At 74.4% G+C, this 13,245-nt stretch carries 15 protein-coding genes and 1 tRNA gene; 9 read left to right on the top strand and 7 right to left on the bottom strand.

Translation table 11 applies throughout. The features are described from left to right. Positions 1 to 57 precede the first annotated feature (57 nt). From ABD644_RS16295 to ABD644_RS16280, 4 genes are all read left to right on the top strand, one after another. Positions 58 to 906, top strand: coding sequence for an ABC transporter permease (locus ABD644_RS16295; RefSeq protein ID WP_344690030.1), 849 nt, complete (start codon positions 58 to 60; stop codon positions 904 to 906). Beyond that, a complete protein-coding gene (locus tag ABD644_RS16290) occupies positions 903 to 1,676 on the top strand; it encodes an ABC transporter permease (protein ID WP_344690028.1) in 774 nt (257 codons plus the stop codon). Before ABD644_RS16295 ends, ABD644_RS16290 begins: the two co-directional genes overlap by 4 nt. Positions 1,677 to 1,705: 29 nt before the next feature. Continuing rightward, positions 1,706 to 2,512: an ABC transporter ATP-binding protein gene (locus tag ABD644_RS16285; protein WP_344690027.1), complete on the top strand. Its 807-nt coding sequence runs from the start codon at positions 1,706 to 1,708 to the stop codon at positions 2,510 to 2,512. A gap of 157 nt (positions 2,513 to 2,669) precedes the next feature. Then, positions 2,670 to 2,756: transfer RNA gene (locus ABD644_RS16280), tRNA-Ser, on the top strand. Between the two features lie 60 nt (positions 2,757 to 2,816). Here the strand turns inward: ABD644_RS16280 and ABD644_RS16275 are convergent. Genes ABD644_RS16275 through ABD644_RS16265 form a run of 3 tightly spaced genes read right to left on the bottom strand, consistent with a single transcriptional unit; the run spans position 2,817 to position 3,688 of the window. Beyond that, positions 2,817 to 3,122 (bottom strand): STAS domain-containing protein, encoded by a 306-nt coding sequence (locus ABD644_RS16275; RefSeq protein ID WP_344690026.1) that lies wholly within the window; start codon positions 3,120 to 3,122, stop codon positions 2,817 to 2,819. Next, positions 3,119 to 3,271, bottom strand: coding sequence for a hypothetical protein (locus tag ABD644_RS16270; RefSeq protein WP_344690025.1), 153 nt, complete (start codon positions 3,269 to 3,271; stop codon positions 3,119 to 3,121). Before ABD644_RS16270 ends, ABD644_RS16275 begins: the two co-directional genes overlap by 4 nt. Positions 3,272 to 3,316: 45 nt before the next feature. Then, positions 3,317 to 3,688, bottom strand: coding sequence for an STAS domain-containing protein (locus tag ABD644_RS16265; protein ID WP_344690023.1), 372 nt, complete (start codon positions 3,686 to 3,688; stop codon positions 3,317 to 3,319). A gap of 141 nt (positions 3,689 to 3,829) precedes the next feature. Here ABD644_RS16265 and ABD644_RS16260 point away from each other — a divergent pair, with 141 nt between their 5' ends. From ABD644_RS16260 to ABD644_RS16250, 3 genes are read left to right on the top strand one after another with little or no spacing between them, the layout of a single operon-like run. Next, positions 3,830 to 4,552 (top strand): response regulator, encoded by a 723-nt coding sequence (locus tag ABD644_RS16260; RefSeq protein ID WP_344690021.1) that lies wholly within the window; start codon positions 3,830 to 3,832, stop codon positions 4,550 to 4,552. Next, on the top strand, positions 4,549 to 5,937 hold the full coding sequence (locus ABD644_RS16255; RefSeq protein ID WP_344690020.1) for a sensor histidine kinase: 1,389 nt from the start codon (positions 4,549 to 4,551) through the stop codon (positions 5,935 to 5,937). The genes ABD644_RS16260 and ABD644_RS16255 overlap by 4 nt, the downstream gene beginning before the upstream one ends. Continuing rightward, a complete protein-coding gene (locus ABD644_RS16250; RefSeq protein ID WP_344690019.1) occupies positions 5,934 to 6,593 on the top strand; it encodes a GerMN domain-containing protein in 660 nt (219 codons plus the stop codon). Before ABD644_RS16255 ends, ABD644_RS16250 begins: the two co-directional genes overlap by 4 nt. On the opposite strand, the gene ABD644_RS16245 is transcribed toward ABD644_RS16250, so the two are convergent. From ABD644_RS16245 to ABD644_RS16235, 3 genes are all read right to left on the bottom strand, one after another. Next, positions 6,594 to 7,274, bottom strand: coding sequence for an SDR family oxidoreductase (locus tag ABD644_RS16245; protein ID WP_344690018.1), 681 nt, complete (start codon positions 7,272 to 7,274; stop codon positions 6,594 to 6,596). After that, positions 7,271 to 8,248, bottom strand: a complete 978-nt coding sequence (locus ABD644_RS16240) for a PH domain-containing protein (protein WP_344690017.1) — start codon at positions 8,246 to 8,248, stop codon at positions 7,271 to 7,273. The genes ABD644_RS16245 and ABD644_RS16240 overlap by 4 nt, the downstream gene beginning before the upstream one ends. 92 nt (positions 8,249 to 8,340) lie before the next feature. Next, a complete protein-coding gene (locus ABD644_RS16235; protein WP_344690016.1) occupies positions 8,341 to 8,874 on the bottom strand; it encodes a hypothetical protein in 534 nt (177 codons plus the stop codon). A gap of 163 nt (positions 8,875 to 9,037) precedes the next feature. On the opposite strand from ABD644_RS16235, the gene ABD644_RS16230 reads away from it, so the two are divergent. After that, complete coding sequence (locus ABD644_RS16230; protein WP_344690015.1) at positions 9,038 to 10,687, top strand: alkaline phosphatase D family protein; 1,650 nt, start codon at positions 9,038 to 9,040, stop codon at positions 10,685 to 10,687. After that, complete coding sequence (locus ABD644_RS16225) at positions 10,684 to 11,946, top strand: alkaline phosphatase family protein (RefSeq protein ID WP_344690014.1); 1,263 nt, start codon at positions 10,684 to 10,686, stop codon at positions 11,944 to 11,946. The genes ABD644_RS16230 and ABD644_RS16225 overlap by 4 nt, the downstream gene beginning before the upstream one ends. Positions 11,947 to 12,002: 56 nt before the next feature. Here the strand turns inward: ABD644_RS16225 and ABD644_RS16220 are convergent, their stop codons facing one another. Next, positions 12,003 to 13,118, bottom strand: coding sequence for an NAD(P)/FAD-dependent oxidoreductase (locus ABD644_RS16220; RefSeq protein ID WP_344690013.1), 1,116 nt, complete (start codon positions 13,116 to 13,118; stop codon positions 12,003 to 12,005). Between the last annotated feature and the right edge of the window lie 127 nt (positions 13,119 to 13,245).

Here is a 13,245-nt window from a genome sequence, read left to right as displayed (position 1 = left end):
GCCCTCGCGCGCCTCTGCCGGCGCCGCCGCGGCCCCCGCCGAGCGGGTGGACCTCCCGTGAGCTCACCGGCCGTGACGGTGCCGGCCGGAGCCCCGGACGCCGGTCCGGCGAGCGCGCCGCGCCCCCGCCGGCGCCGGACGCCGCCCGCCGTCCTCGGGCTGATCGGCCTGGTGGCCCTGGTCCTGCTCGTGGAGATCCTGCCCCGCGTGGGCATCCTGCCGCGGCGCTACTTCCCGACGTCCTCGGAGATCGGGGCGGCGCTCGGGCGGCTGGTCGGCGAGTCGTCGTTCTGGGTCGCCGTCGGCGACACCCTGCAGGGCTGGGCGCTGGGCCTGGGGATCTCGGCCGTCGCCGGGGTCGTCATCGGCATCCTGATCGGGATGTCCCGGTTCACCCGCGAGCTGACGGCCTCGACGATCGAGTTCCTGCGGCCGATCCCGTCGGTGGCGCTGATCCCGATCGCGGTGCTGCTCTTCGGCTCCGACATCGAGAGCAAGCTGATGCTGGTCATCTACGCGTCGTTCTGGCAGATCCTCATCCAGGTGCTCTACGGCGTGCAGGACGTCGACCCGGTCGCCCAGGACACCGCCCGCGCCTACGGGCTGGGCCCCTGGGCGCGGGTCCGCCACGTCACCTGGCCGACGGCGCTGCCCTACGTGATGACCGGCCTGCGCCTGGCGGCCGCCGTCGCGCTGATCCTCGCGGTGACCTCCGAGCTGGTCATCGGCAACCCGGGGCTGGGCAAGCTGCTCGCCAACGCGCAGAGCAGCGGCGCGGTGACCAGCACGTACGCGATCGTCGTCGTCACCGGGATCCTCGGGGTGCTCGTGAACGTCATCTTCCGCGCCGTCGAGCGCCGTGCCCTGTCGTGGCACCCCTCCCAGCGGGCGGAGGTCCCGGCATGACCGTGCTGCGTCGCGTCGCGATGACGATCGGGCTGCCGGTCGTCCTGCTCGTCACCTGGTGGTTCGTCAGCGCCGGGAGCACCGACTTCTTCTTCCCGCCGCTGTCGAAGATCCTGGAGAGCCTGGTCGAGGAGTGGTTCGGGCCCCGGCTGCTCGACGACGTCGTCCCCAGCCTCTACCGGCTCGCGCTCGGCTACCTCCTGGCGGTGATCGTCTCGGTCGCCCTCGGCGTGCTGATCGGCCTGAACCGGACCGTCCGCGGCCTGCTGGAGCCGGTGCTGGAGTTCTTCCGCGCGATCCCGCCGCCGGTGCTGGTGCCGATCTTCATCCTGTTCTTCGGCATCGACGACACGATGAAGATCGTCGTCATCGCGTTCGGCTGCATGTGGCCGATCCTGCTCAACACCGTCGAGGGCGTGCGCGCCGTCGACGAGGTGCTCAGCGACACCGGCCGGGTGTACGGCATCACCGGTTCGGCGCGGCTGCGCTACCTGGTGCTGCCCAGCGCCAGCCCGCAGATCTTCGCCGGCCTCCGGCAGGGGCTCTCGGTCGCGATCATCCTCATGGTGATCAGCGAGCTGTTCGCCGCGACCAACGGGCTGGGCTTCGCCGTCGTCCAGGCGCAGCGCAGCTTCGCCATCGCCGAGACGTGGGCCGGGATGCTCATGCTCGGCCTGCTCGGTTTCCTGCTGGCCCTGCTGTTCCGCCTCGTCGAGAACCGGCAGCTGGCCTGGTACCACGGCCTGCGCCAGGCCCAGCGATCCTCGTGACCGTCCCCGACCGGAAGGCCCCACCCACCATGACCGACGGCCCCATGCTGGACGTCCGCGGCATCAAGAAGACCTACGAGGGCAAGGCCCGCACCGTCGAGGCGGTGCGCGACCTGACCTTCACCCTCGACGCGGGCGAGCTGGTCTGCATCGTCGGCCCGTCGGGGTCGGGCAAGACCACGCTGCTCAAGATCATGTCGGGGCTGCTCGAGCCGACCGCCGGCGAGGTGCTCATCGAGGGCAAGAAGGTCGACGGACCGCCCCCGGGCATGGCCGTGGTCTTCCAGGAGTACGGCCGCAGCCTCTTCCCGTGGATGACGGTCGCCGAGAACGTCGAGCTGCCGCTGAAGCACAAGAAGCTGTCGACCGACCGGCGCAAGCAGCTGGTCGACGAGTCGCTGGCCGCCGTCGGCCTCGCCGAGGCGCACGCCGCGATGCCCTGGCAGCTGTCCGGCGGCATGCAGCAGCGCGTCGCGATCGCCCGCGCCGTCGCCTACGAGCCCAAGGTGCTGCTCATGGACGAGCCGTTCGCCGCGGTCGACGCCCAGACCCGCGCCGACCTCGAGGACCTCATCCGCGACATCTGGCACAAGTTCCAGGTCACGACCCTGTTCGTCACCCACGACATCGACGAGGCCGTCTACCTCGGCCAGCGGGTGCTCATCCTGTCCTCGTCGCCGACGGTCGTCCGTCAGGACCTGGCGATCGACCTGCCCGACGAGCGCGACCAGCTCAGCACCCGGTCCTCCGCCCGGTTCGCCGAGCTGCGCGCGCAGGTCTACTCCCAGATCCACCGCCCGAAGGAGGGCGCGGCCGCGCCGGCCGGCGCCTCCTGAACCCCGCCGGCCGGCCCGGTCGGCCGCCGCGGAACCTTCTTCTGCCGATGCTTGTGCTCTGCCCACCCTGGTGGGCAGAGCACAAGCATCGGCAGGGGTACCCCCGGACGGTCAGTGACGGGCGAGGCGGCACCGGGCACTAGCCTCGACGGCGCCAGGAGGGCTCGCCTAGTGGCCGATGGCGGCGGTCTTGAAAACCGCTATGGGGTAACACCCATCGTGGGTTCGAATCCCACGCCCTCCGCTCGCTGACGGCGCGCGGGAGTCCCCTTCCCCCCGCGCGGAAGGGGCCTCCCGCGCGCGGTCAGCCGGCCTGCGGCAGGTGCTCGATGAGCAGTTCCCCGCCGCTGGCGGCGAACCGGGTCCGCAGGTCGAGCAGGATGTCCAGTCCGGCGCCGTCGGCGGACCGGACTCCCTGCAGATCGAGGACGACGCGGGTGTGGCCGTTGCCGCGCAGCGAGTCGGCGGTGCCGCTGATCAGATCCGCACCCTGCGAGGTCAGGTGTCCGATGGCCCGGATCCGCCCGCGGTCGCCGTCGACCATCTCGCTCAGGGACCCGTGCGAGGGCGCGTGCCCCGCGTGCTGGGGCCGGACGGGGAGAGACGTCACGAGATCCTCCGCTTCGTCCACCCCCAGGCGGCGGTGGCGAGGAACAGCACCACCCCGACCACGGTCAGCCAGAACAGGCCCTCGATCACCGCCCCCAGCACGGACACGACGACCCAGACGACGAGCAGCAGGAGTATCAGACCGAGCACGGGCACCTCCGGGGGAAGGCGGGACACGGTGGTCCCGCAGGGATGTCAGGCCGCTGTCCGGCGGGGCGGGGTCTCCATCTGCATGACGCGCCAGAGTCCGGTGCGCAGCAGCAGGTCCTCCGTCCGCTTGTTCGGGCCGCGGAGGACGACGGCGCCGCCCCGGGCCCGGCAGGTGCGGTGCGCCCACAGGAAGCTGGCCACCGCCGTGCTGGAGAGCACCTGCACGCGGGAGAGATCCACGATCAACCGGCGCGCGCCGGCCAGCAGCGCATCGTGCAGCAGCCAGCGGACATCGGCCAGCCCCTCGGCCAGCAGCGCGTCGCTGAGCAGGATGGTCACCTCGTCGCCGTCGGTCTCGAGCCCGGCGGTGCGCGTCGTCGTGCGGGTGGTCGTCGCGCGGGTGCTTGCCCGGGTCATCGCCGTCCTCCTTCCGTCGGTCGTCAGGTGTTCGTCGCCGATGACCTTGGTCTGCGAAGGTTGCGATCACCCGGGGAGCAGCATTGAGATCTCGTGACGGCCCGACCACGGCCGCGGGACCGGTCCGGGCGCGATGGCAGCATGGCGGCCGTGACGCTGCGACTGCTCGTCGTCGAGGACGACGACCACATCCGCACGGCACTGCGCTGGGCGCTGGAGGACGAGGGCTACGACGTGGCCGAGGCGGTCTCCGGTGAGGAGGCCATCGCCGCGGTCGCGGTCGCCGCGCCGGACCTGATGGTCGTCGACCTGATGCTGGGCCCCACCGACGGGTTCGCCGTCATCCGCGAGGTCCGCCGCGAGCACGACCTGCCGATCATCGTGGTCAGCGCGCGGGCCGACACCCACGACATCGTGGCCGCGCTCGAGGCCGGCGCCGACGACTACGTGACCAAGCCGTTCGAGGTCAAGGAGATCACCGCCCGGCTGCGGGCGCTGCGCCGCCGCGCCGGGTCCAACGGGACGGCGACCGGGGCGGCCGCGCCGCCGGAGGTCGTCCTCGACCGCGATCCGGGCGCCCCGCTGGTGCTGCGCGAGGAGCGGGGCACCGTGCACCGCGGCGACGAGCAGGTGCCGCTGACGCTGACGGAGTTCCGCCTGCTGTGCGAGCTCGCCGCGTCACCGGGCCGGGTGTTCAGCCGCCAGGCCCTGCTCGAGCGGGTGTGGGAGCACGGGTTCTTCGGCGACGAGCGGATCGTCGACGTCCACGTGCGCCGGCTGCGGACGAAGGTCGAGCGCGATCCGAGCGCACCGCGGCTCGTGGTCACCGTGCGCGGGCTGGGGTATCGGCTGGATCCGCAGTGAGGGGCGCGCTCGGGCCTGGCCGGCTCCGGGCGCGGGGCCTGCGGGCGCGGATCGTGCTCGGCTTCGCCGGGGTCACCCTGCTGGTGTCCGTCGTCCTCGTCGCGACGACGTTCTTCCTCGCCCGCAACTACCTGCTCGACCAGCGCGAGGCGTCCCTGACCCGCCAGGCGTTCGCCGACGCCAACGTGCTCAACAGCCGGCTGGCCACCGCCGGCACCGAGGTGGGCGACGTGCTGGGGGAGCTGGTGCCCTCGGGCGGCGCCGACGTCGTCGTGCACGCGCAGGGGTCCTGGTATTCCTCCAGCCTGGACGTCGGCGCGCGGGACGTGCCGATCGCGCTGCGCGGCATCGTCGCGGGCGGGGAGGCCGCCACCGTGCCCATCGAGACGGCAGAGGGCCCGGCGCTCATGATCGGTGTGCCGCTGCGGGCGGCCGGCGTGGAGTTCTACGAGGCCGCACCGCTGGCCGAGCTGCGCCAGGTGCTGCGGACGCTGGCCGCGGTGCTCGCGGCCGGGGCGGTGGCGGCCACCGCGGCCGGTGCCGCCTTCGGCGTGTGGGCCAGCCGCCGGACGATCCAGCCGCTGGAACAGGTCGCCGGCGCGGCCACCCGCATCGCCGGTGGCGAGCTGACCACCCGGCTCCCGGCCACCGACGATCCCGACCTGGTGGCGATCGTGGCCGGCTTCAACAGCATGGTCGACGCCCTGGCCGCCCGGATCGACCGCGACGCCCGCTTCGTCGGCGACGTCAGCCACGAGCTGCGCAGCCCGCTCACCACCCTGGTCACGAGCGTCGAGGTGCTCGCCGCCCGGCGCGACGAGCTGTCCCCGCGCGGGCAGCAGGCGCTGACAATGGTCGAGGGCGAGCTCGGCCGCTTCCGCCGCACGCTGGACGACCTGCTGCAGCTGGCCCGGATCGACGGCGACGGCGCGCTGGACCACGCGGCGCCGGTGTCGATGTCCGAGCTGGTCCGGGAGGTGCTCGCGCACACGAGCCGCCCGGACGTGCGCTTCGACGCCGCCCCCGATGCCGACACCACCGTCCGCGGTGACAAGACCAGCCTGGAGCGCGCCGTCCGCAACCTGCTCGACAACGCCGACCGGCACGCCGGCGGCTCCCGGGCCGTGCACGTGGAGCGTCGGGACGACGCCGTCGTCGTGACCGTCGACGACGAGGGGCCGGGCGTGTCGACCGAGGACCGGGAACGGATCTTCGAACGCTTCGCCCGGGGCCCGCGTGCCGCCCGCCGGTCGCTGCCCGGGGCGGGGCTCGGCCTGGCGATCGTGGCCGAGACCGCCGCCCGGCACGGCGGCGCCGCCTGGTGCTCCGACGCGCCCGGCGGCGGCGCGCGCTTCAGCCTCTCCCTGCCGGGGCTGCCCCGATGAGCGCCCGCCGCCTGATCGCCGGCCTCACCGTCGTGCTGCTCGCCGGGTGCGGTGTGCCCACCACCGGGGAGCCGGAGACCATTCCCGCCGCCGAGGTGCCCTACGGGCTCGCCTCCCCGACGCCGAGCGACCCGGGCAGCGGGCCGACCGAGACGATGATGGTCGCCACCGCCATCTACCTGCTCACCCCCGAGGACGTGCTGGTCGCCAGCGGTCGCGAGACGTCGACCGGCTCGACCGAGGACCAGCTCGACGCCCTGCTGGGCGAGCTCGCGGCCGGGCCGGACGCGAAGGAGCGGGCGCGCGAGCTGTCGACCGCGCTGCCACCGGAGGTCGAGCTCGACGCGGTCGACGTGTCCGGCGGCACGGTCACCATCGACATCGCCGGCCCGGTCGGCGCCCCGTCGGGCACGGAAGGCCGCCGGGCCGTCGGCCAGATCGTGCTGACCGCGACCAGCGTGCCGGGCGTGCGGGCGGTCCTGCTGACCCGCCAGGGCGAGCGCGTGGACGCCCCGCTCCCGGACGGGCAGCTGACGTCGGCCCCGCTGACGGCCACCGACTACGAGATCCTCCTCACCGCCCCCGCGCCGACGCCGACGGTCACGCCGGCGCCGGCCACTCCCACGGCCGCACCGAGCGTCGCGCCGCCGTCCTGATCAGCGGGGCGGCGGCTGGACCGAGATGTCGGTGACGTCGATGTCCAGCGGGGCGTCCACGATGGCGCAGACCGTCTCTGCCAGGCTCTCGGGCGAGACGAGGGCGGCCGGGTCGTAGGGCCGGCCGAACGCTCCGCGCACCGTCCGCAGCAGTTCGGTGGCGATGCCGCCGGGATAGACGCTGGTCACGCGCACTCCGTGCGCCGCCTCCTCCAGCCGCAGCGAGTCGGCCAGCTCCGTCAGCGCCGCCTTGCTGGCCGCGTACGCCGACCACCGGGCGACACCGTGGAGCCCCGCCACGGCGTTGATGAACACCACCCGGCCGCGGGCGGCGCGCAGGGCGGGCAGCAGCGCCCGCGTCAGCTCGGCCGGACCGGTCACGTTGATCGCCATCGTCCGCTGCCACAGGTCGTGCGGGGTGTCGGTCACCGACGCGACGTCGGCGATCCCGGCCGCGTGGACGAGCACCTCCACCTCGCGGAGGTCGCAAAGGGCGGCCGGCAGCCCGCCCGGTCGCTCCAGGTCCAGCGGCGCCGGGACGGCCGAGGGGACGTCGGCGCACAGCGCGTCCAGCGCCTCCGTCGGCCGGGCGACGGCCACCACGTCGTCCCCCCGGTCGGCGAACCGCCGCACCATCGCCGAGCCGATCCCCCCGGTCGCGCCGGTGACGACGACGGTCATCCGCCCAGGATCTTCGCCTTCTGCGCGGCGAACTCCTCCTCGGTGAGGATCCCGGCGTCGCGCAGCTCACCGAGCTTGCGCAGCTGCTCGACCATGTCCACCGGCGGCGCGGCCGGTGCGGGCGGGGCCGCCGGTGCGGGCGGCGGAGCGCCGAACGCCATGCCCGCCGCGGGGTTCTGCACGTGCAGGTACTGCGACTGCCGCTCGATGGTCTTCTTGGTGCGCGCCTCGCTGATCAGCGGCGCGAGGATGTCGAGCACCTGGTAGGGGTTCTCGATGTTGTCGAGCACCGTCTGACCGCTGGTCGTGCCCTCGATGGTGCCGGTCATGTTGAACATGTCCTGGTTGGCGCCGAGGGAGGGGTCCTCGAGGTTGAGGACGACGTCGCCGATGTCCTTGCCGCGCTGCCACACCGCCTGCCGCACGTCCATGTCCTTGATCGCCCAGAGCGGCACGCTCTCGGTGCGGGTGCCGAGCAGCCCGCTCTCGATCCAGACGCGGTCCTTGGTGATCCGGTAGCGCGCCTTGGAGACACCGGCCGCGCTGGTGGCGGCGTTCTTGCTCTCGCCGAACCACAGCGTGTTCGGGTCGTTGGCCCACTGCTCGGTGCGCTTCGCGTTCTGCTCGGCCAGCTTCTGCTTGCCCTGGTCGGCGATGGCCTTGCCCTGGTCGGCGACCTGCTTGAGCCGGTCCTTCCAGCTCAGCTTGCCCCCGGCGGGGCCGGCACCGGCGGCCGCGGGCTGCTCGTAGCCGGCAGCGGGGGGCTGGTAGCCCGCGGCCGGCGGGGGCTCGTAGCCCGCCGTCGGCGGGGCGGGCGGCGGCGGGGGGACGGCGACGGGCGGGGGGAAGTCGGTCGTCAGCGGGTCCTGACCCGTCGCCCCCTGGTCCGAGACGTGCTCGGTCCACGACGTCCCGTTCCAGTAGCGCAGCTCGTGCACGCCGCTCGGATCGGGCAGCCAGCTCGCGTCCGCCATTCGATTGCCTCCAGTGCCGTTCGGGTCGGGGTCGGCGGACAGGATGCCAGCGCGGACGGCGCCGTGGGGACCCTCGGTGAACGGTGCGGAACTCAGGCGGCCATCACCGGTGAGGCGTCGACCGCCTGCAGCAGGTGCACCTCGACGACCAGACCGCGCAGCGCCACGATCTCCTGCACGTCGCGCGGCGCCCGGCCCAGCGGGCCGGCGTCGGTCCGGTAGGTGAGGGACACCGGGCAGATCGCCGAGTCGGGGTGCCCGCCCGTGGGCTCGGCGGCCACGCCCGGCAGGACCCGGCGGCACACGGCGGCCCAGCCCACCGTCGTCCGGGGCACGGCGGTGACCAGCGCCAGGTCCCCGAGCCAGCCGGGGGTCTGCCGGTCGAGCAGCAGGCGGCCGCCGGTGCGGGGCCAGGGGATCGCCGGCGGCACCACCCGGACCCGCACGCCGAGCGCGGTGAGCACCCGGGCCGCGCCGCACACCTGGAGGCGCTGCCGGCGGCGGGTGGCGTGCGGCGGCACGAGCGCGGTGCGCACGTGCAGGCCGGCCAGCGTCGCGGCCAGCGCGAGGCGGCGGCGCTGCTGGGTGGCGGCATCGACGGTGGGGACGGGCGGGGAAGACGTCACGCGACGAGGCTCCCGGCCGCGCGTGACGGGGAGGTGGACCGCGGCGTTACGTCCGATGACGACCGGCCGAAGCCCGCCAGGGAACGGCGTCGGGAAGCGGAACGGCAGGTGAACGTTCCGCCCGGGCGCGTAACCGGAGCCGACCTCGGTCAATGAGCAGCCCGTGAATCCGCTGTCCCGCCGCACCGCCCTCCAGCTGGCCGCCGTCACCGGCACCGGACTGGCGGCGGCCTCCGTCGCCGGGCCCGCCGCCGCGGCGCCGTCGTCGTCCCGCCGGATGTTCGGGCATGGCGTCGCCTCCGGCGACCCGCTGCCGACCGCCGTCGTCCTCTGGACCCGGGTGACGCCCACCGCGGCGTCGACGCCGGGCTCGGGGGTCGGGCCGGCCGTGACCGTCGGCTGGGAGGTGGCGACCGACCCCCGGTTCCGCCGGATCGTGCGCCGTGGGTCGGCCCGGACCGGCCCGGCCCGCGACCACACCGTCAAGGTCGACGCGGGCGGCCTGTCGCCGGCGACGACGTACTGGTACCGGTTCACCGCCGGGGGGACGACGTCGCCGGTCGGCCGGACCCGCACCGCGCCGGCGCCGTCGGCCCGGCCGGCGCGGCTGCGGATGGCGGTGGTGTCCTGCGCGAACCTGCAGGCGGGCTGGTTCACCGCCTACCGGCACCTGGCCGCGCGGCAGGACCTCGACGTCGTCGTCCACCTCGGCGACTACCTGTACGAGTACGCGCCGGGGGAGTACCAGGCGCGCGACGTCGTCGTCCGGCCGCACGACCCGGCGCACGAGATGGTGACCCTCGCCGACTACCGGCGCCGGCACGCCCAGTACAAGACCGACCCCGACCTGCAGGCACTGCACGCGCTGGCCCCGTGGGTGATCACGTGGGACGACCACGAGTCGGCCAACGACGCGTGGTCGGGCGGGGCGGAGAACCACACCGAGGGCGCCGAGGGCACGTGGGCGGCGCGCAGGGCGGCGTCCCAGCAGGCCTACGCCGAGTGGATGCCGGTGCGCTACACCGCCGGCGGCCGGCTCTACCGTCGGCTGCGGTTCGGCCGGCTGGCCAGCCTCTCGATGCTCGACCTGCGCACCTACCGCGACCGGCAGGCGTCGTCGATGGTCGACCCGGCGCTCGACGACCCCGACCGCACCCTCGCGGGCCCCGAGCAGCTGGAGTTCCTGCTCGACGGGCTCGCCGACCCCGCGGTGCAGTGGAAGCTCGTCGGCAACCCGGTGATGATCGCGCCGGTCCGGTTCCCGAGCACCCTGGACGGCGACGCGCTGCGCGGGATCGCGACGCTGCTGGACGCACCCGTCTCCCCCTCGGGCGTGCCGTACAACGTGGACCAGTGGGACGGCTACCCCGCCGAGCGCGCGCGGGTGCTGGGCCACCTGCGCGACCGCGGGATCACCGACGCGGTCTTCCTGACCGGCGACATCCACTCCGGGTGGGCCGCCGAGCTGCCCGCGGACGCGTCGACGTACCCGGCCACCGGCGACAGCGTGGGCGTCGAGCTGGTCTGCAGCTCGGTGACCAGCGACAACCTCGACGACATCCTGGGCACCCCGCCGCGGACGACGTCCCTGGCGGCGGAGACGGGGATCAGGGCGAACAACCCGCACATCAAGTACGTGGACCTCGACTCACACGGCTTCTCGGTGCTGGAGGTGACCCCGGCCGGCGTGCAGATGGACTGGTTCGTGCTGGTCGACCGCACGCACCCGGATTCGGGGGCGGTCTGGTCGACGTCGTTCCGCGTGCCGGCCGGCTCGGGTCGCGTCGAGCCGGCGCCGCGGCGGCTGGCGTGAGCGGGAGCGCGCTCGACCGGCGCACGTTCCTGAAGGCGACGGCGGCCGGCGGGCTGACCGTCGTCCTGTCCTCGGCGCTGGGGGCGCCCACGGCGCGGGCGGCCGACCGGCTGCGGGTGTACGTGGTGGTCGTCGACGGCACGCGGCCGGACGAGGTCGTGCCGGCGCTGATGCCGAACCTGGCGGGCCTGCGGGCCCGGGGGGCGTGGTTCCCGTCGGCCCGGTCGCTGCCGGTGATGGAGACCATCCCCAACCACGTGATGATGATGACCGGGGTGCGGCCGGACCGGTCCGGGGTGCCGGCGAACGCGGTGTACGACCGGGCCGAGGGCGTCGTGCGCGACCTCGACCGGCCCTCCGACCTGCGCTTCCCGACCCTGCTGGAATGGCTGAACGCGACCGGCCGGACGACGGGCACGGTGCTGTCCAAGGAGTACCTGTTCGGCATCTTCGGCGAACGCGCCACCCACCGCTGGGAGCCGTTCCCGGTGGTCCCCGGCTCCGGGCACGCACCCGACGTGTTCACCGGGGACGCGCTGGTGGCGATGGTCGACTCGTTCGACCCGGACCTCGTGTTCGTCAACTTCGGCGACACCGACCGGGTCGGGCACAGCGACCTGACCGGGACGACGCTGCGCGCGGCCCGGCGGGCCGCGCTGGCGAACACCGACCTGCAGATCGGGCGCTTCGTCACCCACCTGCAGCAGACCGGGCGGTGGTCGAGCAGCGTGCTGCTGGTGCTGGCCGACCACTCGATGGACTGGTCGTTGCCCGACCGCTTCATCTCGGTCGACGCGATCCTGCGGGCTCGCCCGGACCTGCGCTCCTCGATCCAGATCGCCCAGAACGGTGGCGCGGACCTCCTGTACTGGACCGGTCCGTCCGGAGCGCGCTCCGCCGGGCTGGCCGAGGTGCGCCGGCTGGTCGCGGCCCACCCGGGCGTGCTGTCGGTGCAGGTCCCGGCCGACCTGCGGCTGGGTCCGGAGGCCGGGGACCTGGTGGCCTACTGCCGGGCCGGGTGGCGGTTCACCGACCCGACGCCGGTGTCCAACCCGATCCCCGGCAACCACGGCCACCCGGTCACCGAGCCGATCCCGTTCCTGGTGGCCGGTGGGCACCCAGCGGTGCGCCGGGGCGTGGTGCTGAGCGCCCCGGCCCGGACCGTCGACGTCGCCCCGACCGTGGGCGCGCTGTTCGGGCTCGGGGCGCCGCCCGGCGGGTACGACGGCACCGCCCGGACCGGCGCCTTCCGCCCCTGAACCAGCTTTCTGTACCGAAAGCTGAGGTTCCCCGTCCAGCTTTCTGTACCGAAAGCTCAGCGGAGGGCGCGGACGGCGGCGGCGAGGGTTCGGGCGGTCAGCCGCCCGTCGGCCAGCCCGAGGTGGACGACGTCGTCGAAGATCCGCTGGTCCTGCCCGGCGGCGCGGAAAGCGGCGTCCATCAGCCGCGGCCAGCGGCTGAGCCCGGCGGCGAGCGACGAGTGCGCCAGGTGCCGGCCCAGCCGCGCTCGCAGCGCGCGCCGGTAGGCCGCCCCCGCGGTCGCGCCCCGCACCGCCGCGCGCCCGGCGAGCATCCCGGAGAGCACCGCGTAGAAGATGCCCTCCCCGGTCAGCGGGTTGATCAGCGAGGCGGCGTCGCCGGCCAGGAGCAGCCGGCCGTCGGGCTGCCGCGGTCGGCCGTTCGACAGCGGTAGCCGGTGCCCCTTCACCCCGACGGGCGCGACGCCGGGCAGCAGCCGTTCGAGGCCGGCGAGCAGGCCGCCGCGGGTGATCCCCGACGAGACCAGCTCGCCGTAGCCGACGTTGGCCGTGCCGTCGCCGAGGGGGAAGGACCAGGCGTAGGCGGGCCAGCGCTGCGCGGTGGTCGTGATCAGCTGGACGCCGGTGCCCTGGGCCGGCTCCGGTGCATACCCCCGGATCGCGATCGCCGTGCGCGTCGGGCGGTTCCGCGGGATGCCCGCCATCCGGCGGACGACGGACTCCGCACCGTCGGCACCGACCACGACCGTGGCCTCCAGCACGCCGTCGACGTCGACGTGCGTCGGGTGGACGTCGAGACGGCGCACGGTGTGCCGGCGGAACTCCGCCCCCGAGGTGAGCGCCGCGGTGAGCAGCCGCTCGTCGAGGACCACCCGCGGCACGACGTGCGCGGGCCGGTGCATCGCCCGCTCCACCGACGCCCCGCCGGGACCGCGCAGCCGCAGCCGCTCGACCGCCGGGTATCCCGCGGTGAGGACGGCGCGGTCGATGCCGAGCCCCTCGAGGACGTCGAAGGCCTCGGGTGCGATGCCGTCGCCGCAGACCTTGTCGCGCGGGAAGTGGGCCCGGTCGAGCACCAGCACCCGGGCGGCCGGGTCGGCCTGCCGGGCGGCCGCCGCGCAGGCCGCCCCGGCGGGCCCGCCCCCGACCACGACGACGTCCCAGCGCTCCACGGGTTGCTCCTATGTCAAGCCGCCTGCGGCAGGGAGGCCGCGGCGGTCTGGTCGGTGGGTCGGAGGAGGTTGAAGACGATGCGGGCGAGGCGTCGTTTGAGGGCGCGCAAGGCCTCCATCGTGGTGT

The organism is Blastococcus jejuensis (assembly GCF_039534705.1).
GTDB classification, from domain to species: domain Bacteria; phylum Actinomycetota; class Actinomycetes; order Mycobacteriales; family Geodermatophilaceae; genus Blastococcus_B; species Blastococcus_B jejuensis.
Note: the sequence above shows the minus strand (reverse complement) of the source record. Positions and strands in the feature narration are given on the sequence as shown.